The organism is Azohydromonas lata NBRC 102462 (assembly GCF_001571085.1).
Classification (GTDB): domain Bacteria; phylum Pseudomonadota; class Gammaproteobacteria; order Burkholderiales; family Burkholderiaceae_C; genus Azohydromonas; species Azohydromonas lata.
On the sequence record NZ_BCTC01000012.1, the window covers coordinates 63,122 to 81,039 of the forward strand.

19 protein-coding genes and 1 tRNA gene are annotated in these 17,918 nt (G+C 71.4%); 10 read left to right on the forward strand and 10 right to left on the reverse strand.

All coding sequences use genetic code 11. The features are described 5' to 3' along the window. Positions 1-184: 184 nt before the first annotated feature. The gene (locus ALA01S_RS06840; protein WP_066333862.1) at positions 185-1,672 is read left to right on the forward strand and encodes an NAD-dependent succinate-semialdehyde dehydrogenase; all 1,488 of its coding nucleotides are present in this window, start codon (positions 185-187) and stop codon (positions 1,670-1,672) included. 117 nt (positions 1,673-1,789) lie between these two features. Next, positions 1,790-2,704 (forward strand): aspartyl/asparaginyl beta-hydroxylase domain-containing protein, encoded by a 915-nt coding sequence (locus tag ALA01S_RS06845; protein ID WP_066333863.1) that lies wholly within the window; start codon positions 1,790-1,792, stop codon positions 2,702-2,704. 79 nt (positions 2,705-2,783) lie between these two features. On the opposite strand, the gene ALA01S_RS06850 is transcribed toward ALA01S_RS06845, so the two are convergent. Both ALA01S_RS06850 and ALA01S_RS06855 read right to left on the reverse strand, forming a co-directional pair. Continuing rightward, positions 2,784-3,689 (reverse strand): GGDEF domain-containing protein, encoded by a 906-nt coding sequence (locus tag ALA01S_RS06850; protein WP_066333864.1) that lies wholly within the window; start codon positions 3,687-3,689, stop codon positions 2,784-2,786. A gap of 123 nt (positions 3,690-3,812) precedes the next feature. Then, positions 3,813-3,887: transfer RNA gene (locus ALA01S_RS06855), tRNA-Gly, on the reverse strand. 182 nt (positions 3,888-4,069) lie between these two features. Here ALA01S_RS06855 and trmB point away from each other — a divergent pair. Beyond that, entirely contained in the window at positions 4,070-4,801 is a 732-nt protein-coding gene (gene trmB / locus ALA01S_RS06860; protein ID WP_084267278.1) for a tRNA (guanosine(46)-N7)-methyltransferase TrmB, read from the forward strand. Positions 4,802-4,808: 7 nt separating this feature from the next. Here the strand turns inward: trmB and ALA01S_RS06865 are convergent, their stop codons facing one another. The 3 genes from ALA01S_RS06865 to ALA01S_RS06875 form a co-directional block, all read right to left on the reverse strand. Next, entirely contained in the window at positions 4,809-5,486 is a 678-nt protein-coding gene (locus ALA01S_RS06865) for a glutathione S-transferase family protein (RefSeq protein ID WP_066333865.1), read from the reverse strand. Positions 5,487-5,517: 31 nt separating this feature from the next. Then, positions 5,518-6,375, reverse strand: a complete 858-nt coding sequence (locus ALA01S_RS06870; RefSeq protein WP_066333866.1) for an undecaprenyl-diphosphate phosphatase — start codon at positions 6,373-6,375, stop codon at positions 5,518-5,520. A gap of 80 nt (positions 6,376-6,455) precedes the next feature. Further along, on the reverse strand, positions 6,456-7,046 hold the full coding sequence (locus ALA01S_RS06875; protein ID WP_066333873.1) for a DUF1439 domain-containing protein: 591 nt from the start codon (positions 7,044-7,046) through the stop codon (positions 6,456-6,458). Positions 7,047-7,163: 117 nt separating this feature from the next. On the opposite strand from ALA01S_RS06875, the gene ALA01S_RS06880 reads away from it, so the two are divergent. From ALA01S_RS06880 to ALA01S_RS06890, 3 genes are all read left to right on the forward strand, one after another. Continuing rightward, the gene (locus tag ALA01S_RS06880) at positions 7,164-7,829 is read left to right on the forward strand and encodes a protein-L-isoaspartate O-methyltransferase family protein (protein ID WP_066333875.1); all 666 of its coding nucleotides are present in this window, start codon (positions 7,164-7,166) and stop codon (positions 7,827-7,829) included. A gap of 19 nt (positions 7,830-7,848) precedes the next feature. Next, positions 7,849-8,184 (forward strand): rhodanese-like domain-containing protein, encoded by a 336-nt coding sequence (locus ALA01S_RS06885; RefSeq protein WP_066333877.1) that lies wholly within the window; start codon positions 7,849-7,851, stop codon positions 8,182-8,184. Between the two features lie 105 nt (positions 8,185-8,289). After that, on the forward strand, positions 8,290-9,642 hold the full coding sequence (locus ALA01S_RS06890) for a TolC family outer membrane protein (RefSeq protein ID WP_066333879.1): 1,353 nt from the start codon (positions 8,290-8,292) through the stop codon (positions 9,640-9,642). A 42-nt stretch (positions 9,643-9,684) separates the two neighbouring features. On the opposite strand, the gene ALA01S_RS06895 is transcribed toward ALA01S_RS06890, so the two are convergent. Then, on the reverse strand, positions 9,685-10,968 hold the full coding sequence (locus tag ALA01S_RS06895) for a 3-deoxy-D-manno-octulosonic acid transferase (RefSeq protein ID WP_066333885.1): 1,284 nt from the start codon (positions 10,966-10,968) through the stop codon (positions 9,685-9,687). A gap of 13 nt (positions 10,969-10,981) precedes the next feature. Beyond that, a complete protein-coding gene (locus tag ALA01S_RS06900; RefSeq protein WP_066333887.1) occupies positions 10,982-12,370 on the reverse strand; it encodes a phosphomannomutase/phosphoglucomutase in 1,389 nt (462 codons plus the stop codon). Between the two features lie 286 nt (positions 12,371-12,656). Between ALA01S_RS06900 and ALA01S_RS06905 the strand changes: the two genes are divergently transcribed. Further along, positions 12,657-13,553 (forward strand): DMT family transporter, encoded by an 897-nt coding sequence (locus ALA01S_RS06905; RefSeq protein ID WP_066333951.1) that lies wholly within the window; start codon positions 12,657-12,659, stop codon positions 13,551-13,553. A gap of 57 nt (positions 13,554-13,610) precedes the next feature. On the opposite strand, the gene ALA01S_RS33900 is transcribed toward ALA01S_RS06905, so the two are convergent. Next, complete coding sequence (locus tag ALA01S_RS33900; RefSeq protein ID WP_169805860.1) at positions 13,611-13,751, reverse strand: hypothetical protein; 141 nt, start codon at positions 13,749-13,751, stop codon at positions 13,611-13,613. A 145-nt stretch (positions 13,752-13,896) separates the two neighbouring features. Here ALA01S_RS33900 and ALA01S_RS06910 point away from each other — a divergent pair, with 145 nt between their 5' ends. Continuing rightward, positions 13,897-14,607: a class I SAM-dependent methyltransferase gene (locus ALA01S_RS06910; RefSeq protein WP_066333889.1), complete on the forward strand. Its 711-nt coding sequence runs from the start codon at positions 13,897-13,899 to the stop codon at positions 14,605-14,607. Between the two features lie 199 nt (positions 14,608-14,806). Next, positions 14,807-15,481 (forward strand): L,D-transpeptidase family protein, encoded by a 675-nt coding sequence (locus ALA01S_RS06915; protein ID WP_174548608.1) that lies wholly within the window; start codon positions 14,807-14,809, stop codon positions 15,479-15,481. Between the two features lie 159 nt (positions 15,482-15,640). Here ALA01S_RS06915 and ALA01S_RS32610 read toward each other — a convergent pair whose 3' ends face one another. Both ALA01S_RS32610 and ALA01S_RS06925 read right to left on the reverse strand, forming a co-directional pair. Then, complete coding sequence (locus tag ALA01S_RS32610; RefSeq protein WP_157118797.1) at positions 15,641-16,177, reverse strand: hypothetical protein; 537 nt, start codon at positions 16,175-16,177, stop codon at positions 15,641-15,643. Between the two features lie 137 nt (positions 16,178-16,314). Beyond that, positions 16,315-16,725: a cupin domain-containing protein gene (locus tag ALA01S_RS06925; RefSeq protein WP_066333895.1), complete on the reverse strand. Its 411-nt coding sequence runs from the start codon at positions 16,723-16,725 to the stop codon at positions 16,315-16,317. A 124-nt stretch (positions 16,726-16,849) separates the two neighbouring features. On the opposite strand from ALA01S_RS06925, the gene ALA01S_RS06930 reads away from it, so the two are divergent. Further along, a complete protein-coding gene (locus ALA01S_RS06930; protein ID WP_066333898.1) occupies positions 16,850-17,626 on the forward strand; it encodes an SDR family oxidoreductase in 777 nt (258 codons plus the stop codon). Positions 17,627-17,918: the final 292 nt, after the last annotated feature.

Sequence of the window (17,918 nt, forward strand, 5' to 3'; positions counted from 1 at the left end):
AAGCCGCCTCCTCGGCCGGCGCCGGCGACAGCCGCTGCAGCGGTCGCCAAGTGCTTGATTCGGCACGTGTTTAGACGAACCGGCGATTATAGGTCGGCACCTCGCCGGCTTCGGCTGCGTCAAGGCCGCCCGCAGGGGCGCGCCTATCATGTCGGCCCTGTCCCGTGCACACGAAGCAGCCGACATGAACGACAACACTCCCCTGACCACCCTGCAGGACCCCAGCCTCCTCAAGACCGACGCCCTCATCAACGGGCAGTGGGTCGCAGGCGAAACCCGTTTCGAAGTCCGCGACCCGGCCACGGGCCGCGTGCTGGCCGAGGTGCCCAACCTGGGTGGCAGCGAGGCCGAAGCCGCCCTCCAGGCCGCCGACAAGGCCTGGCCGGCCTGGCGCGCCAAGACCGCCAAGGAGCGCGGCGCCATCCTCATGCGCTGGTACCAGCTGCTGATGCAGAACGCCGAGGACCTGGCCCGCATCATGACCGCCGAGCAGGGCAAGCCCCTGGCCGAGGCGCGCGGCGAAGTGGGCTACGGCGCCAGCTTCATCGAGTGGTTCGCCGAGGAAGCCAAGCGCGTCTATGGCGAGACCGTGCCGACCACCGACGGCAACAAGCGCTACCTCGTCATCAAGCAGCCCATCGGCGTGTGCGCGGCCATCACGCCGTGGAACTTCCCCATCGCCATGATCACGCGCAAGGTCGCGCCGGCCCTGGCCGCGGGCTGCCCCGTGGTGATCAAGCCCGCCGAGGCCACGCCGCTGTCGGCGCTGGCCGTGGCCGAGCTCGCGCAGCGCGCGGGCATGCCTGCGGGCGTGCTCAACGTGATCACGGCCGACTCGCAGCGCTCCATCGAGGTGGGCAAGGTGCTGTGCGACTCCGACGTGGTGCGCCACCTCAGCTTCACCGGCTCCACCGAGGTCGGCCGCATCCTCATGAAGCAGTGCGCGCCCACCATCAAGAAGCTGGGCCTGGAGCTGGGCGGCAACGCGCCCTTCATCGTCTTCGACGACGCCGACCTGGACAGCGCCGTGGAAGGCGCGCTGGCCAGCAAGTACCGCAACGCCGGCCAGACCTGCGTGTGCGCCAACCGCATGTACGTGCAGGACGGCGTGTACGACGCCTTCGTGGCCAAGCTGGCCGAGCGCGTGGGCCAGCTCAAGGTGGGCAACGGCTTCGAGCCCGGCGTGCAGGTGGGCCCCATGATCGAGCCGGCCGCCGTGGAGAAGGCCGAGGCCCACGTGGCCGACGCGCTGGCCAAGGGCGCGCGGCTGGTGAGCGGCGGCGCGCGCGTGCAGGGCCTGCAGAGCAACCTCTTCTACGCCCCCACCGTGCTGGCCGACGTGACCGGCGACATGCTGTGCACGCGCGAGGAGACCTTCGGCCCGGTCGCCCCCGTGCAGCGCTTTGCCACCGAGGCCGAGGCCATCGCCCTGGCCAACGCCACCGAGTTCGGCCTGGCCAGCTACTTCTACAGCCGCGACATCGGCCGCATCTTCCGCGTGGGCGAGGCGCTGGAGTACGGCATGGTGGGCATCAACACCGGCATCATCTCCACGGCCGAGGTGCCCTTCGGCGGCGTGAAGCAGTCCGGCTTGGGCCGCGAGGGCTCGCACCACGGCATGGACGACTACATCGAGCTCAAGTACCTCTGCTTGGGCGACATCCTCAAGTGACTTGAGGCCCGCGGGCGCCGCCGCACCCCGGCGCGCCCGCCCTGCCCCGGCCCGCTGTCGCCGTGCGGGTTGTGCGGGTTGTGCGGGCCACGCGTGCCGTTACCGGGAAGCCTCCCCATGAAACTCTCTCTCGAACCGCGGCACTGGGTGCTGCTCGTCTTCGTGGCCTCGGCGCTGTACGCGCACTTGCGCGGCCGCGTGCGCTTCGGCATGGTCCGCGCGCTGCTGGACTTCCAGGTGCTGCTCGCCCCCGTGAACGCGCTGATGTACCTGTTCTCGCGCACGCCGCGCAGCGCCTTCATAGACCCGCGCGAGTTTCCCGAGATGCAGGTGCTCACGGACCACTGGCAGCTCATTCGCGAGGAGGCCCTGCGGCTGAACGAGCAGGGCGCCATACGCGCGGCCGACGGCCACATCGACATGGGCTTCAACAGCTTCTTCCGCACGGGCTGGAAGCGCTTCTACCTGAGCTGGTACGGGCAGGAGATGCCCTCGGCCGAAGCCGCCTGCCCGCGCACGGTGGCGCTGCTCAAGGGCATTCCGTCGGTGAAGGCGGCCATGTTCGCCTCGCTGCCGCCGGGCGCGACGCTGGTGCGCCACCGCGACCCCTACGCCGGCTCGCTGCGCTACCACCTGGGCCTGGCCACGCCCAACGACCCGGGCTGCTACATCGAGGTGGACGGCCAGCGCCACCACTGGCGCGACGGCCAGGCGGTGATGTTCGACGAGACCTACATCCACCACGCCGCCAACGGCACGCAGCAGCAGCGCGTGATCCTGTTCTGCGACGTGGAGCGGCCGCTGTGGTTCGCGCCCGCGCGCTGGTTCAACCGCTTCTTCGCGCGCCACGTCATGTCGGCCGCCGCCACGCAAAACGTGCCCGGCGAGCACGTGGGCGCCTTCAACCGCTTCTTCAAGGGCTTTTATGCCCTGCGCCAGAAGGCCAAGGACCTCAAGAAGCGCAGCCGCACGACCTACTACGTGGGCAAGTGGGCGCTGATCATCGCCGCGCTGTGGGCGCTGTTCTGGTGAGCGGCAGGCGTATCCGCCGCCAATGACGAGGGCCGCGACTTGCGGCCCTTTTCTTTTCCGGGAAGCCGCGCGCGGCGGCTCATTCCTCGTCGTTGGCTGCGGGCTGCGCGCCGCGCTCGCTGAAGTTGGCGTAGCCGGCGCGGCCCACGGCGGGCGCGGCGGCGGCCAGCGCCACGGATCGGCGCAGCAGCTCGGCGGCGTCGCGGCCGTCCCCGGGGCTCAGGCTCACGCCCAGCGCCACGCCCACGGCCACGGCCTCGCCCTGCAGGCTGAAGGGGCGCTGCAGCGTCTCCAGCAACTTGTCGGCGACCTTGCGCGCGTCGCCGGGGGCGTCTATCCAGGCCAGCAGCACGGCAAAAGTGTCCGGGGCGATGGCCGCCACCACGTCGCTGGCGCGCAAGCCCGCGCGCAGCCGCACCGCCACCTTGCGCCGCAGCACAGGGGCCGATTCGCCGCCCAGCCGCGCCTGCACGGTGGCAAAGCCTTCCACACGCACGGCCAGCAGCGCCATGGGTGCGGGCTCGCGCTCGCGCAGCGCCAGCAGGTGGCTGACGTGCTCGATGAGCTGCTCGCGGTTGGGCAGCCCGGTGGCGACGTCGGTGGCAAAGGTGCCGCGGGCGGCGCGTTCGATGCGCTTGCGCTCCACGGCCAGGCGCAGCGCGCGGGCCACGTCGCCGGCACCCGCGTGCAGCGGCAGCAGGTCCTGCGCGCCGCGACCCACCAGCGCCAAGCCATCGGCCGGCTGCGGCAGCGAGGCGACCAGCGCGCATTCGCCCACGGCAGCCGACAGCGCGCTCCAGTGCTGCAGCTCATGCAGCGCGGCGGTGTCGGCCACGCGAACCCACAGCGCATCGGCCGGCTGCTGCTGCAGTGCGGCCAGGGCGGCGTCCAGGTCGTCACACGGCTGGAATTCGAAGCCGCCCCAGGGCTCGGCGGGCAGTTGGGGGGACGGGACGGCCACGGTGATCACGCGCAGCAACTTCATGGCGGGCTCCGGAGGGCACGGGGGACGGGCAAGGCAAAGTCCCGCATGGTACGTCCGTGGCGAAAGGGGCCCGGCCCCCACAAGCGCCAAGGGCCGCACGAGGCGGCCCTTGGGGGATGTGTGTGGAGCGGGCGAAGGGAGTCGAACCCTCGTCATTGGCTTGGGAAGCCAAGGTAATGGCCGTTATACGACGCCCGCTCTGAGAGGCCGGATTATAGGGGCTGCGAACGCCACTTCCTCACGGCTGTGGCCAGCGCGCCGCACGGCCGCCGCGGCGCCGGGGCCTTCGCGCCACGGCACAATGCGGCCCCTTTTGCGCCGCGCGCCGACCAACGGCCGCGCGCCGGCGCCAGGACCGATCCGCTTTTCCGCCCCCCGCCATGAACGCCGCCGACGACGTCTCCGCTCCCGCTCCCGCCGAGGAGCCCTCCTCCACCCAGCCGCCGCACGCCCGCGCCATCCGCAGCTACGTGCTGCGCGCCGGCCGCATGGGCACGGGCCAGCAGCGTGCGCTGGCCGAGCTGGGACCGCGCTTCGTCCTGCCCTACCAGCCGCAGCCGCTGGACTACCCGGCCGTCTTCGGCCGCCAGGCGCCCGTGGTGCTGGAAATCGGCTTCGGCATGGGCGACGCCACCGCGCAGATCGCCACCACGCTGGCGGACCACGATTTCATCGGCGTCGAGGTCCACACGCCCGGCGTCGGGGCGCTGCTCAAGCACATCGGCGAGAAGGGCCTCACCAATCTGCGCATCGTCCAGCACGACGCGGTGCAGGTGCTGCAGCACATGGTCGCGCCCGGCTCGCTGGCGGGCGTGCACATCTTCTTCCCCGACCCCTGGCACAAGAAGAAGCACAACAAGCGCCGCCTGATCCAGTCGCCCTTCGTGGCCGAGCTGGTCACGCGGCTGGCCCCCGGCGGCTACCTGCACTGCGCCACCGACTGGCAGCCCTACGCCGAGCAGATGCTGGAAGTGCTCTCGGCCGAGCCGGCCCTGGCCAACACGGCCGAGGGCTACGCGCCCCGCCCCGAGTACCGGCCGCTGACCAAATTCGAGGCCCGCGGCCTGCGCCTGGGCCACGGGGTCTGGGACCTGGTGTTCAAGAAGCGCTGAGGCGCTTTCAGCGGGATGGCCGGTAAGGCTCGTCCTCGCCGATCCAGTCCTGCTCGGCCAGCGCGCCGGCCACCCAGGCCGCCACGCCCGGCGCGGACCACACGCGCGCCATGTAGTCGGCCACCTGCGGCGGCACGGGCAGCGCGTAGGTGCGCAGCCGCGCCACCACGGGCGCATAAAACGCGTCGGCCGCCGAGAACTCGCCGAAGAGGAAGGGCCCGCCGCTGCCCTGCAGCGCCTCGGTCCACATGGCCGTGATGCGCGCCAGGTCGCGCGGCACGCCGTCGTCCCCGGCCATCAGCTGCGCGCCCACCGCGGGCAGGCTGGCCTCGATGTTCATGGGGCACTTGCTGCGCAGCGACATGAAGCCGGAATGCATCTCCGCGCACAGCGAGCGCGCACGCGCGCGCGCTTTCGCGTCGCGCGGCCACACGGCCACGCCGGTGAGCTTCTCGGCCAGGTATTCGGTGATGGCCAGCGTGTCCCAGATGGCCAGATCGCCGTCCAGCAGCACCGGCACCTTGCCCACCGGCGAGACCTCGGCCAGCCGCGCGCGGAAGGCCGAGCCCGGGGTGAAGTCCAGCCGCAGCTTCTCCTCCTCGAACGGGATGCCCAACTGCTTCATCAGCACCCAGGGCCGCATGGACCAGGAGGAGTAGTTCTTGTTGCCGATCACCAGGCGCATGGCGCTCTCCTTGCGTTGTGGGAATCCGTGGTCAATCCACCCAGTCGACCCAGCCCGTGTAGGCCGTCAGCAGCACGATGCCGCCGAAGACCAGGCGATACCAGGCGAAGGGCACGAAGTCGTGGCTGGAGACGTAACGGATGAGCCAGCGTATGCACAGCAGCGCGCTGGCGAAGGCCACCACCGTGCCCACGGCAAACAGCGGCAGATCGGCCACGTGCAGCGCCTCGCGCTGCTTCCACACCGAGTAGGCGCCCGCGCCCATCAGCGTCGGGATGCCCAGGTAGAAGCTGAACTCCGTGGCCGCCTTGCGCGAGAAGCCCAGCAGCATCGCGCCCATGATGGTGGCGCCGGAGCGGCTGGTGCCCGGGATCAGCGCCAGGCACTGCAGCAGGCCCACCCGCAGCGCATCCAGCCCGCTCATCTGGTCCACCGTCTCCACGCGCGCCACGCGCGGCTTCTCGGGGTCGTCCGAGCCGTAGCGGGCGCGGTGGATGCGCTCTATCCACAGGATCAGCAGGCCGCCCACGATGAAGGCCATGGCCACCGGCACGGGCTTGAACAGGTGCGCCTTGATGGTCTTGCCCAGCGCCAGGCCCAGCACCACCGCGGGGATGAAGGCCACCAGAACGTTCAGCGCAAAGCGCCGCGCCACCGGGTCGTGGCCCAGGCCGCGCACCGTGCCCAGCAGCCGCTGCCGGTACTCCCAGATCACGGCGAACATCGCGCCGGTCTGTATGGCGATGTCGAAGACCTTGGCCGTCTCGCCTTCGAAACCCAGCAGCGAGCCCGCCAGGATCAGGTGTCCCGTGGACGAAATGGGCAGGAATTCGGTCAAGCCCTCCACCACGCCCATCACGGCGGCTTTCAACAGCAGCATCCAGTCCAAGAGACAGCTCCGCTCAGCGCAAAAGCTGGGGATGTTACCTACCCCCCGTGGCGCTCACGCAACGGTCGCGCCGGCAACGGTCAGCGCGCCGCGCCGCGCGCGAAATGCACCACCAGCCCCTGCGGCTGCACCTCTATGGTCCCGACGTCCAGCCCCGCGCGGCGCAGCCGCTGCTGCTGCTCCGCGGGCATCTGCCACAGGGTGAAGCCTTCCAGCAGCTGCTCGGCCAGCAGCCGCCCCGCGCGCGAGGCCTGCGATTGCAGCGCGCCCGGCAGCCCCTGCAGCTCCAGCCGCTGCACGGCCACCTGCGCCAGGCGCAGCGAGGCGTCCGCGGGCTCCCAGCGCAGCCCGGTATCGAAGGCGATGCGCCCGCTGCCGCCGGCGTCGAACAGGCGCTCGCGCAAGCCCAGGGCGAAGTCGCAGGCCAGGCGGTTGCTTTCCGGCATCAGCCGCACGCGCGGGTCGCTCAGGGTGAGATCCAGCACTTCCAGCACGCGCTGCGTGCGCGGGAAACGCCGCGCCAGGCGCTCGTCGAGCTCCTGCTGCGTGAGCGTGAGCTCCGTGGGCAGCCCAAGCGCGCCACAACCGGCCAGCAGCGAAGCGCCCAGCGCCGGGAGGGTGAGCAGCAGCCGTCGGCGGCGGCAGGGACCAAGGGGGCGAAAAGGCTTCATGCGGAAATTCTAGGCAGCGCCCGCCCGCCCTTGCGCTGGCCGCCGCAAGCCCCATGACATGGGGCCCGCCTAGAATCCCGGCCGTCGATTCACGCTGCAAACACCCACACAACCACCATGAACGTCGAACAAGCCCGCTTCAACATGATCGAGCAGCAGATCCGCCCCTGGGATGTGCTGGATTCGGATGTGCTCACGCTGCTGGCGGTGATGAAGCGCGAGGATTTCGTGCCCGCCTCGCAGCGGGCCCTGACTTTCGTGGACATGATGGTGCCGCTGCGCCAGGGCGGCGCCGCCGGCCAGTGCATGCTCGAGCCCAAGCTCGAGGCGCGGCTGCTGCAGGACCTCAGGCTCCAGCGCCACGAGAAGGTGCTGGAAGTGGGCACCGGCTCCGGCTACATGGCTGCGCTGCTGGCGCACCGCGCGCAGCAGGTCTTCAGCCTGGAACTGGAGCCTGAGCTGGTGGAGATGGCCAAGGCCAACCTCAAGCGCGCCGGCATCATGAACGTCACCGTGCGCCAGGGCAACGGCGCGCTGGGCCTGGCCGGCGAGTCGCCCTTCGACGCCATCATCCTCTCCGGCTCGGTGGCCGCGGTGCCGCAGGAGCTGCTGGAGCAGCTCAAGGTCGGCGGCCGCCTGGTGGCCATCGTCGGCAACGAGCCCATGATGCGCGCCACGCTCTACACCCGCACCGGCGAGCGCGAGTTCGGCGAGGTGGTGCTGTTCGACACCGTCGCACCGCGCCTGCTCAAGTTCCCCGAACCCACCCGCTTCTCGTTCTGAGCCGGGAAAGCCCGCTGCCATGCACCGCCTGCGCGTTGCCGAGCTGCAGGACTTCCTGCAGGCCCATGCCCAGCAGCAGCCCGTGCTGCTGGACGTGCGCGAGCCCTGGGAGCTGGAGCGCGCGGCGCTGCGGCTGCCGGGCACGCGCGCGCTGGACATCCCCATGGGCGAGCTGACCTCGCGGCTCAATGAGCTGCCGGACGACGCGCCCATCGTCTGCCTGTGCCACCACGGCGTGCGCAGCGCGCACGTGGCGGCCTACCTCGCCCACCATGGCTTCGACGAGGTCTGGGACGTGATCGGCGGCATAGACGCCTGGTCGCTGGAGATGGACCGCTCGCTGCCGCGCTACTGACCGCCCTGCGCGCCGCGTACCGCCTGGCGGCGCGGCCAGAGCCCCTTCCCCGACACCGACCCGGGCCTCCGCCGCGGCGGCGCCCAACCCGATCGCATCCCGCCCATGCCTTCTCCCAAGACTTACGGCCGCATGGCCGTCTGGCTGCTGGCCCTGGCCGGCACGGCTCACGCGCAAGGCCTGACCGAGCTGTACCAGGCCGCGCGCGGATTCGACGCCGCCTACCTGAGCGCGCGCGCCCTGGCCGAGTCGGCGCCCTACCGCGCCGCGCAAAGCGACGCGCTGCACCGGCCCAACGTGAGCCTCGCCGCCAGCGCCACGCGCACCGACGGCAGCACCCGGGGCCCGGCCACGGCTTTCAGCAACGGCGTGAGCTCGCGCGACAACAACAGCAAGCAAGTGGCGATCAACGCGCGCCAGCCCCTGTTCAACCGCGCCAACGACGCCACCGTCCAACAGTCGCGACGCAGCCTGGAGGGCTCGCTGGCCGAGCTGCAGGTGGCCGAGCAGGACTTGCTGGTGCGCGTGGCGCAGGCCTATTTCGACGTGCTGTCCGCGCAGGACACGCTCACCACCACGCGCGCGAGCAAGCAGGCCATCGCCGAGCAGCTGGCCTCGGCCAAGCGCAACTTCGAAGTGGGCACGGCCACCATCACCGACACGCGCGAGGCGCAGGCGCGCTTCGACCTGGCCACCGCCCAGGAGATCGCCGCCGACAACGACCTGCGCACCAAGCGCATCGCGCTGGACCAGCTCGTGGGCCGCAGCGGCGTGCAGCCCCTGCCGCTGCGCCAGCCGGTGCAGCTGCCCGACGTGCTGGCGCCCGCCGGCATAGACGACTGGGTGGAAGCCAGCCGCACGCTGCATCCGCAGGTGCAGCGCGCGCAGGCGGCGCTGGAGATCGCCAGGCTGGAAACCGAGAAGGCCCGCGCCAACCACCTGCCCACGCTGGACCTGGTGGGCTCCGTCTCCCGCGGCAACACCAATGGCGACGGCGTGCGCAACGCCTCGACCAACGGCACCACCCAGACAGGCAGCGTGGGCGTGCAGCTCAACCTGCCGCTGTACGCGGGCAACTCCATACAGAACCGCGTGGAGGAGACGCTGAAGCTGGAGGAGAAGGCCCGCAACGACCTGGAGGCCGCGCAGCGCACGGTGGCGCTGCAGACGCGCCAGCTCTGGAGCGCGGTGCTCTCCGGGCGCGCGCAGGTGGGCGCGCTCGAGGCGGCCGAAAGCTCCAGCCGCCTGGCGTTGGAAGCCACGCAACTGGGCTACCGCGTGGGCGTGCGCGTCAACCTGGACGTGCTCAACGCCCAAACCCAGCTCTACAGCACGCAGCGCGACCTCTACAAGGCGCGCTACGACCTGATGGTGGGCGCCCTGCGCCTGCGCCAGGCCGCGGGGCTGCTGGAGCCGGGCGATCTGCAGCCGGTGGAAGGGATGCTGGCGGCGCCTTGAGGAACAGCTGGCGGGGCCGGGCTCCAGGCTGGCGCCCGGCTTTCAAATCACCGCCGGCAGCAGCCCAACGATGCGCTCGGCCATGCGCTCCGTCGCCCCGCGGTGGCGGCTGGCGAAGGTGAGCGCGCGGTCCACCCAGCCGTTGCGCTGCGGGTCCACGGCCAGCATGGCGGCATAGACCACGCCCTGGCGGATGTCGGCCGCGCGCATCGCGGCGCGCGCCTGCACGGCCAGCTCGGCGGCTTCGGCAAAGTTGAAGGTGTGCGGGCCCAGCACCAGCGGGCAGCCGCAGGCGGCGGCCTCGATCAGGTTCTGCCCACCCAAGGGCTCGAAGCTGCCGCCCAAAAGCCCGGAGTCCGAGCAGGCGTAGTACAGCGCCATCTCGCCTATGGAGTCGCCCAGCCAGACGTCGGCCAGCGCTGCCTCCTGCGGCGGCTCGCCCTCGCCCCAGCTGCTGCGGCGCACGCCACTGAAGCCGGCCTGCTCCACCAGGGCGGCCACCTCGTCGAAGCGCTGCGGGTGGCGCGGCACCAGCACCAGCAGCGGCCGCGGTTGCGGCAGCTCGCGCCAGGCGGCCAGCAGCGGCGCCTCCTCGTTCTCGCGCGTGCTGGCGGCCAGCACCACGGGGCGCTGCAGGCGCGAGCGCCACTGCTGCCCGCGCTGCAGCAGCGCAGGCGGCGGGGCGATGTCGAATTTCAGGTTGCCGCACACCTCCACGAAGGGCGCGCCCATCTCGCGGAAACGCTGCGCGTCGTCCTGCGTCTGCGCCAGCACGCGCAGGAAGCGCCCGGCCGCCGGCCGCATGAGCGTGGCGAAGCGCTCGCCCTTGCGCAGGCTCTTGGCGCTCAAGCGCGCATTGGCCAGCACCATGGGCAACTGCTCGCGCGCGGCCACGGCCAGCAGGTTGGGCCAGACCTCGGTTTCCATGAGCACGCCCACGAGCGGGCGGTGGTGGCGCAGGAAGCGGCGCACGGCACCGGGCGTGTCGTAGGGCAGCCAGGTGTGCACGTCGCCGGCGCGCAGCAGCGCGTGGCCCGCGGCCCAGCCGGTGGCGGTGCTGGTGGTCAGCAGCAGCCGCAAGTCCGGCCGCTGCGCGCGCAGCGCGGCAATCAGCGGCGCCGCGGCGCGCGTCTCGCCCAGCGAGACGGCATGCACCCACACCAGGCGCCGCGGTGGCGGCGCGGGGTATTCATAGCGGCCCAGCCGCTCGCCCAAGCGCTCGCGGTAGGCCGGCTCGCGGCCCCCTCGCCGCCACAGTTTCAACAGGTAGGCGGGCGTGAGCGACCACAGCAGCGCCCCGTACAGCGAGCGCGCAAGCGCCTCCACGCCCCGCCGCCTTTCAGTGCGCCGCCGCGGCGATGCGGGCGTCGGGCTTCACGGTGCGCAGCGCGGCCATGAAGTCGGCCTCGATGCGGTGCAGCGCCTCATCGGTGTGGCCCTCGAAACGCATCACCAGCACCGGCGTGGTGTTGGAGGCGCGGATGAGGCCGAAACCGTCGGCGTAGTCGGCGCGCAGGCCGTCTATGGTGACCAGCTCGCTGCCCGGGAACTGCGCCGTCTCGCGCAGCTTCTCGATGAGCGCGTGCGGCTCGCCCTCCTCGCACGCCACGTTGAGCTCCGGCGTGTTGAAGCTCGTGGGCAGCGCGTTGAGCACGGCGCTGGGGTCGGCCTCGCGCGAGAGGATCTCCAGCAGCCGCGCGGCGGTGTACATGCCGTCGTCGAAGCCGTACCAGCGCTCGGCAAAGAAGATGTGCCCGCTCATCTCGCCGGCGATGGGCGCACCCGTCTCCTTGAGCTTGGCCTTGACCAGCGAGTGGCCCGTCTTCCACATCAGCGGCACGCCGCCGGCCTCGCGCACCACCTCGGTCAGGCGCTGGCTGCACTTGACGTCGTAGATGATCTGCGCGCCGGGGTTGCGCGCGAGGATGTCGCGCGCGAACAGCATGAGCTGGCGGTCGGGGTAGATGATCTGCCCGTCGCGGGTGACCAGGCCCAGGCGGTCGCCGTCGCCGTCGAAGGCCAGGCCCAGCTCGGCCTCGGTGGCGTTGACCACCTTGATCAGGTCGGCCAGGTTTTCCGGCTTGCTGGGATCGGGATGGTGGTTGGGGAAGTCGCCGTCCACGCGGCTGTAGAGGTCGATCACCTCGCAGCCCAGGGCGCGCAGGATGGCCGGGGCGCTGGCGCCGGGAATGCCGTTGCCGCAGTCCACGACGATCTTCATGGGGCGCGCGAGCTTGCAGTCGCTGGTGATGCGGTGCGTGTACTCGGGGACGATGTCCATGGCCGCGATGCGGCCCTGGCCCTGCGCGTAGTCCTCGGCCTCCATGCGGCGGCGCAGGCCCTGGATGTCCTCGCCATAGATGGCGCGGCCGGCCAGGACCATCTTGAAGCCGTTGTAGTCCTTGGGGTTGTGGCTGCCGGTGACCTGGATGCCGCTGTGGCAGCCGTGCTGGCCGCGCGTGGCGGCCACGTAATAGAGCATGGGCGTGGTCACGGCGCCCAGGTCCACCACGTCCAGGCCCGTCGAGGCCAGGCCGCGCATGAGGGCGGCGGACAAGCCCGGGCCGGAGAGGCGGCCGTCGCGGCCCACCACCACGGCGCGCTCGCCGGCGGCCACGGCCTCGGTGCCGAAGGCGCGGCCCAGGTGTTCAGCGAAAGTCTCGTCAATGGTCTGGCCGACGACGCCACGGATGTCGTAAGCCTTGAACGCGGAAGCGGCAGTCTGCATGGATGTCCTCCTGCCGGGGATTGTAGGCAGCCGCCGCGCCCTGCCGTTGCGCCAATCCAGCCCATGGGACGGGATCGCGCCCCGGCGGTCGCGAAAGCCGCAACGATCGCCCCGCCTATGATCCGGCGATGAAATCCCTGCAGTTTCCCGCTCAACCGCCACGCCGGCCGCACGCAAGCCGTACCGCAAATTTTCCTTTGGTGACAGGCCGTTTTGCCCCGCCGGCCGGCACGGCTGGCGCCACTGCAAGCGCCACCGCCGCGCCCGGCGCCCCTGGGGCATGGGCATGAAGGGGCGCGACCGGCTGGAGCTCATCGTCCTGGCCGCGCTGTGGGGCGGCTCCTTCTTGTTCATGCGGCTGGCCGCGCCGGCCTTCGGTGCCTCGCCGCTGGCGGCCGTGCGCGTGGCCGTGGCCAGCGCCGTGCTGCTGCCGCTGCTGCTGCTCACGCAGCCCAAGGCGCTGGCCGCCTGCCGCGGGCGCTGGGCGGCGCTGGCGGTGGTCGGCTTGCTGAATTCCGCGCTGCCTTTCGTCTGCTACAGCTTCGCGGCGCAGTCCATCAGCGGCGGGCTGGCGGCCATCTTCAACGCCACCACGCCGCTGTGGGGCGCGCTGGTGGCGTGGCTGTGGTTTCGCGAGCGCATGGACGCGCAGCGCATGCTTGGGCTGGCCCTGGGCTTTGCCGGCGTGCTGGGCCTGGCCTGGGACAAGGCCAGCTTCAAGGCCGGCGCGCAGGACACGGGCCTGGCCGTGCTGGCCTGCCTGGCCGCCACGCTGATGTACGGCGTGGCCGCCAACGCCACGCGGCGCTGGCTCACCGGCGTGCCCGCGCTGGCCCTGGCCACGGGCAGCCAGATGCTGGCCACCGTCGCGCTGGCGGTGCCGGCCACCCTGGCCTGGCCGTCGCAGCCGGCGTCCGCCACCGCCTGGGGCGCGGCGCTGGCGCTGGGGGTGCTGAGCACGGCCGTGGCCTACGTCATGTACTTCCGGCTCATCGCGCAGGTTGGGCCGGCCAACGCCACGACCGTGACCTACCTGGTGCCGCTGTTCGCCATGCTCTGGGGTGGGCTGGTGCTGCACGAGGCGGTGACGCCCTCCATGCTGGCCGGCGGGGTGGTGATCCTGCTGGGCACCAGCCTGGCCACGGGCTGGTGGCGGCCGCTGGGAGCGGCGCGCCAGCCCTGAGCGGCGGGCCGCGGCCGGCGGCTGGGGTCGACCCCAACTGCCGAAAAAGGCCGCGCCTTACTTCTGCTGCTGCTTGTGCTGCGGGCTCTTCTGGCCCTGCTGCTGCTTGCTGCCGGAGCTGCTGGACTGGTCCTGCTGCTTGTCCTGCGACTGCTTGCCCTGGCCTTGCTGCTGGCTGGAGCTGCCTTGCTGCTTCATGGCTTACCTCTGTCAACGGGCTCGGCGACATTGCCGACCTGCGCAGGCCGGCAAGCCCGGTGCCTGCCATGAGGGGTGGCACCCCGGTTGCAGCAGCGCTCCTTCACCGCCAACACTCGCGCCACCACTGCAGGAGGTTCTGCCCATGAGCTCCACGCCCCAGGCCGCACGGCGCGGCAAGCCCGCCCCCTACGCCGCCCGCGATGACGCCGCGGCCCCCGCGCCGGCGCCCATGCCCGCGCACCGCGTGGTGCAGGCCTACGACCGCTGGTCCCCGCTGTACGACCTGATCTTCGGCCGCGTGCTGGAGCCCGGACGCCGCGCCATGACGCGCGCGGCCGCCGCGCTGCAGCCCGACTCGCTGCTGGAAGTGGGCGTGGGCACGGGGCTGACGCTGGCGGGCTATCCCGCGCACACCCGCGTGGTGGGCGTGGACCTTTCGGCCGAGATGCTGGAGCGGGCGCGAACGCGCGCCGCGGCGCTGCGCGGGCGCGACATCGCACTGCACCTGATGAACGCCGAGGCCATGGACTTCCCCGACGACAGCTTTGATTGCGTGGCCATGCCCTACGTGCTGTCGGTGACGCCGCAACCGGCCCGGCTCGTGGCCGAGGTGCGCCGCGTGTGCAGGCCCGGCGGCACCATCCTGGTGGTCAACCACTTCAGCGGCAGCCGCTTCTGGTGGCTGATGGAGCGCGCGGTGCGCTCCATGGCGCAGCGGGTGGGGTTCAGGTCCGACTTCGGCTTCGAGGAGCACATCCTCGTGCACGACTGGCAGTTGCAGGCCGTGCAGTCGGTCAACCTCTTCGGCCTGTCGCGCCTGGTGGTGCTGCGCAACACCAAGGCAAAGGCATGAGCCGCCCGCCGCGCCCGTGTAATTCCTTCGGCAAGCGGCCGGCCGCGAGCACCGGCACGGCCCAGCCGCCGGCAGGCGGGACTCCGCCGGGGCTGCGGACCGCCGGAGCACCGCGACACCCGCGCACCTGGTTGCCGCCTCCCAGGAACCGGCCTTGCCGTGCACGGGGAAGCTTTTCACAGCAGCAGGAGGATCGGCCTTGAACCAGTGCAGGCAGTGGGTGGCGCTGCTGGCCACCGCGGGATGCCTGGGCGCCGCAGCGGCCGCGCCCCAGGCAGATTTCGGCACCCGCCACGCCGCGGCCGACGTGCGCCGCGTGGCCGATTGGGCGCTGGACAGCGGCGACGCGGGGCAGCGGCCCTTCGTCATCGTGGACAAGCGCCGGGCGCGGCTGTACGTGTTCGAGCCCGGCGGGCGGCTGCGCGGCGACGCGCCCGTGCTGCTGGGCCTGGCCCGCGGCGACGACACGGTGCCCGGCATCGGCGACAAGCCGCTGTCGCAGGTGAAACCGCAGGAGCGCACCACGCCGGCCGGGCGCTTCCAGGGCGAGATAGGCCACAACCTGCGCGGCGAGGACGTGCTGTGGGTGGACTACGACGCGGCCGTCTCCATGCACCGCGTGCTCACCACCAACCCGGCCGAGCGGCGGCTGCAGCGCCTGGCCAGCGCGGGCGTGGCCGACAACCGCATCTCCTACGGCTGCATCAACGTGCCGACGGCCTTTTTCGAGACCGTGCTCATGCCGGTGAGCCGCGCCGGCGCCGCGCCCGTGGTGTACGTGCTGCCGGAAACGCGGCCGCTGCGCGAGGTGTTCCTGAACATGCCGCCGGCCACGCCGGCGCTGGCCCAGGCTTCGACAGCCGCCAGACGCTGAACGAGAAAGGGGGCCTGCGCGGCGCCGGGCACAAGCCCCAGCGCCGGAAAGCCGGGAAAGGGAAAAGCAGCAGGCAAAGCAAAAGGACCGCCGAGGCGGTCCTTTTGGCGTTCGGTGCCGGCTCGTGAATGACCGGGGACCGACCGGGGTGTCGGTGGGTCAGTTGCGGTCGGCGCGCGGGGTGCGCGTGCTGCCCGTGGAGCCGCTGCCGTAGCTGCTGCTGCCCGTGGAGCCGGAGGACATGTCCGACGAGGTGCTGCCGCTGTTGCCGCTGCTCATGGAGCCGGTGGTGCCGGTGGAAGGCTGCATGGTGGAGGAGCTGGTGCCCCCGCTGCCTGTGGTGGGAGCGTTGTTGCCCATGGTGCCCGGGGTGGTGCCCATGTTGGCGGACGAGTTGTTGCTGGTCTGGCCGTTGGACATGGAGCCGCTGCTGGTGCCCGCGCCGGTGGTGGAGCCCATGCTGCCGGAGCTGGTGCTGCCGGAGCCGGAAGTGCTGCCCGCGCCCGCGCCGGTGACGCTGGGGCTGGTGGCCGTGTTGGGGCCCGTGGGTGCCGGCACGCCCGGCGTGGCCGCGCCCATGCCCGTGCTGCTCGGACTGTTTGTCGTGCCCGCGCCGGAGGATTGGGCGTGGACGATGCCGGTGGCGGCGGCCGCGCAGACGGCGGCGGCCAGCAGGCTCTTGCGGATGATGCTCATGTGATGGACTCCTGTGTTACGCCGACGCTGGCGTCCCGTGGCCTGGAGCGCATCACGCCCCGCGCCATGGAATGTCCCGTCTTGGCTGACCAGAGTCGGCAACGCACGTGCCCGCAGCGCGAAGAGCGCTCGCCGCTTCAGTCGCGGACGAAGAGCGTCACCAGCGGCTCGTCGCCCAGCTGGCGGCTGCGGTGGCCGTGCAGCGCGGGGTCGAACACGGCGCCCGCGGGCAAGGTGTCGGCCGAATAGAAATGCTCGCCGGGGCCGAAGACGCGGGTGCTGCCGTCCTGCAGGCCGATTTCCATGCGCCCGCGCAGGACGAACAGCCACTGCGGGTGGCCGGTGCAGTGGAAGCTGCTCTGGAAGCCGACAGGGCTCTGGCGCAACTGCAACGCGCTGGCGGCCATGGCCTGCGACAGCCGCGAGGCGGGTGTGCCCTCGGTCAGCGGGATCTGCACGTCGCGAAAGCGGGCGCGGCCGTCGCTGTCCGTGAAGAGCTGGACCTGGGTAAAGACCGGCGTGGCGTCAGGAGTGGGGGTGGTGCTCATGGGGCGCGATTGTGGCGGCGCCGCGCGCCCTGCCCCGCCGATGCCGTGCCGCATACTGCCCGCCCCGTGGCCGCCGCCGGCGCGCTCGCGGGCCCAGGCACGACCCAAGACACCAGAGACTCACATGAACGGAACTCCCCACGACAAGGTCGCCCTCGTCACCGGCGCGGGCAGCGGCATAGGGCTGGCTTGTGCGCAGGCGCTGCTGCGTGACGGCTGGCGCGTCGTCTTCGTTGGGCGGCGGCTGGCACCGCTGCAGCAGGCCATAGACGCGGCGGGCGACCCCTGGGGCGACATCGCCGCGCGCGCCCTGGCGGTGAGCGCCGACGTGAGCGACGCAGAGGCCGTGCGGCGCCTCTTTGACACGGTGGCGCAGCGCTTTGGGCGGCTGGACCTGCTGTTCAACAACGCGGGCGTGTTCACCCAGCCCATGGCGCTGGAGGAGCTGCCGCTGGAGCGCTGGCGCGAGGCGCTGGACGTGAACCTGAGCGGTCCCTTCCTGTGCACGCAGCAGGCGTTCCGGCTGATGAAGGCGCAGTCGCCGCGGGGGGGCCGCATCATCAACAACGGCTCGATCTCAGCGCACGTGCCGCGGCCGCAGTCCTCGCCCTACACCATCACCAAGCACGCCATCAGCGGGCTCACGCGCGCGGCGGCGCTGGAGGGGCGTGCGTTCGACATCGCCGTTGGGCAGATCGACATCGGCAACGTCGCCACCGACATGACCACGCTCATGGCGCAGGGCGCGATGCAGGCCGACGGCAGCATCCGCCCCGAAGCGCGCATGCACATGGACGCCGTGACGAGCACCTTCCTGGCCATGGCGCGGCTGCCGCTGGAGGCCAACGTGCTGACCATGACCGTGATGGCCACGGGCATGCCCTACGTTGGGCGGGGCTGAGGGCAAGCCCGGGCGCCGGGCCCGCCGGGGCTCTGTGCAGAAATCACGTCAGGACATGCGGGCGCTTCGGCCTGCATCGACGGACCGCATTCGGGGGCAACAGGCGGCAAGTTAGAATCGATGGTTGTTTTGCAATACGAAAAGCAGTGCCGCCAACACATGCTCAATATCCATTTAATTTAATCCAAGCCACCCGAATAAAACAGCGCACTCCGCGTCGCGTGACTGACTCAATAAAGCCACACACCAGCGCAGCCTTTTCCCACGGCCAGGAATACCCAAGAATATCCTG